The sequence below is a fragment of the Streptomyces adustus genome, from assembly GCF_009377175.1.
In the GTDB taxonomy this organism is placed as follows: Bacteria; Actinomycetota; Actinomycetes; order Streptomycetales; family Streptomycetaceae; genus Streptomyces; species Streptomyces adustus.
Map to the genome: position 1 here is coordinate 1 of NZ_VJZD01000510.1, position 2,148 is coordinate 2,148.

The 2,148-nt window shown below is 70.2% G+C and carries 2 protein-coding genes; one reads left to right on the forward strand and one right to left on the reverse strand.

Annotated features, from left to right (window positions below; translation table 11 throughout):
• Positions 1 to 390: 390 nt before the first annotated feature.
• Positions 391 to 1,554 carry a non-homologous end joining protein Ku gene (gene ku / locus FNH09_RS46175; protein WP_162470117.1) on the reverse strand — a complete coding sequence of 388 codons (1,164 nt, stop codon included), beginning with the start codon at positions 1,552 to 1,554 and terminating at the stop codon, positions 391 to 393.
• A gap of 76 nt (positions 1,555 to 1,630) precedes the next feature.
• Between ku and ligD the strand changes: the two genes are divergently transcribed.
• Positions 1,631 to 2,148 (forward strand): non-homologous end-joining DNA ligase LigD (gene ligD / locus FNH09_RS46180; protein ID WP_476691281.1); only part of this gene is annotated, 518 nt, incomplete at its 3' end.

The following is a 2,148-nucleotide window of genomic DNA, read 5'->3' on the forward strand; positions in this document are numbered from 1 at the left end:
GGGCTGGTGTTGGCGGCCGGCGGGGCGAAGCCGCAGCGGGGACATGAAAGGGAACGGGAGCGGGACGGCGCGATGCCGACGGGTGCCCGGGGTGCAGCGGGTGCGGCAGATCCACGGGATGCCGTGCCGGGGGCTCCTGACGCGGGGCGGACTCCGGCCGGTTGACCACGCAGGGCGGGGCGCGACGTCCGCGCACGGCGGTGGCGCGACGTCCGCGCGAGGCGGTGGCCCAGCGGCCTCACAAAGCGATAGCCCCGCGGCCTCGCAAGACGGTCGCCCCGCGGCCTCGCAAGACGGTCGCCCCGCGGCCCCACAAGACGGTCGCCCCGCGGCCCCACAAAGCAGTCGCCCCACGGCCGCGCGAGGCGGTGGCCCCGCGGCCGCGAGGCGTCAAGCCGTACGTTTGCGGGCTGTTGTCTTTCCGGGCGCCGACTTCCCGGCAGTCGTCTTGTCGGCCGATGTCTTGTCGGCCGCCTTCGCCGTGGTCTTGGCAGTCGATTTCCCGGTCGTTTTCCCGGTCGATCTCGCGGTCGATCTCGCGGTCGATTTCGATGTCGTGCTGGCGGCGGTGGACTTGGCCGCCGTCCTCTTCGTCGGCTGGGCCGACTTCGACGTCGACTTCCTTGCCGTGGTGGACGTCCCGGACGTGCGCTTCGCGGCCGTCGTCGACTTCTTCCCCCCGGTCTCCTTGGGTTGGGACCGTGCCGTCCTGCGGGCCGTCGGGAGCTCTCTGACCTCCGCGTCCGCCGTCTCCTCCGCCGCGCCCCGGGTCTCCCCGGCCCTCGACTCCTGGGCCGCCCGTACGCTCTTCTCCAGTGCCGCCATCAGGTCGAGGACCTTGCCGCCCGTCGCCGGTTCCGGGGATTCCGGCGGCGCCTCACCGGCCGCCTTCGCCGCGATGACCTGTTCCAGGGCCTCGCGGTACTCGTCGTGCAGGTCCTCGATGTCGACCTCGCCGAGGGTGTCCATGAGGGCGTCCGCCAGGTCGAGTTCCTTGTCGTTGACGGTGACCTCGGTGTCGGGAGCGACGCCTTCCGGGGCGCGTACCTCGTCGGGCCAGAGCAGGCCGTGCAGGGCGATGGCGTCCTCCACCACCCGCAGCATGCCCAGGCGCTCACGGCCGCGCAGCGCGAACTTGGCGATGGCCACCTTGTTGCTGCGCTTGAGCGCCTCGCGCAGCAGCGTGTACGGCTTCGCGGCCGGGGCTCCGCTCGCCGCGAGGTAGTACGCGCTTTCGAGGTGCAGGGGATCGATCCGGTCCGACGGGACGAAGGCCACGATCTCGATCGTCCGCGCGGTGGGGATCGGCAGGTGGGACAGGTCCTCGTCGGTGATCGGGATGATCGTGCCGTCCGTGTCCTCGTACCCCTTGCCGATCTCCGCCGAGGGGACCTCGCGGTCCTCCAGCTCGCAGATCTTGCGGTACCGGATGCGGCCGCCGTCCTCGGTGTGGAACTGACGGAAGGAGATCGAATGGCTCTCGGTGGCGTTCACCAGCTTGATGGGGATGCTCACCAGGCCGAACGAGATGGCTCCGTTCCAGATGGATCGCACGCGCCACACCCTTTCGATCACTTCTCTTGCGCATGGTTTGTCATGAGATGCCAGGTCTCCGTGGGATTCTCATCGTATGACGCCAATCACGGAGGTGGAGGGGCGGCGGCTCGCGCTCAGCAACCTCGACAAGGTGCTGTATCCGGCGTCCGGGTTCACCAAGGGCGAGGTGCTGCACTACTACGCGACGATCGCCGACGTCCTGCTGCCCCATCTGCGTGACCGGCCGGTCTCCTTCCTGCGGTACCCGGACGGGCCCGACGGGCAGGTCTTCTTCACCAAGAACGTGCCGCCGGGTACGCCCGAGTGGGTCACCACCGCCGAGGTGCCCAGGTCGGAGGGGCCCGCCCGGATGGTGCTCGTGCAGGACCTGGCCAGTCTGATGTGGGCCGCCAACCTCGTCACGGAGTTCCACACACCGCAGTGGGTCGTCCAGGAGGCCGAGGCCGCCGACCGGATCGTCTTCGATCTCGATCCGGGCTCGCCCGCCACCGTCGTCGAGTGCTGCGAGGTCGCGCTGTGGCTGCGCGAGCGGCTGGCCGCCGACGGGATCGAGGCGTACGCCAAGACCTCCGGGTCGAAGGGGCTGCACCT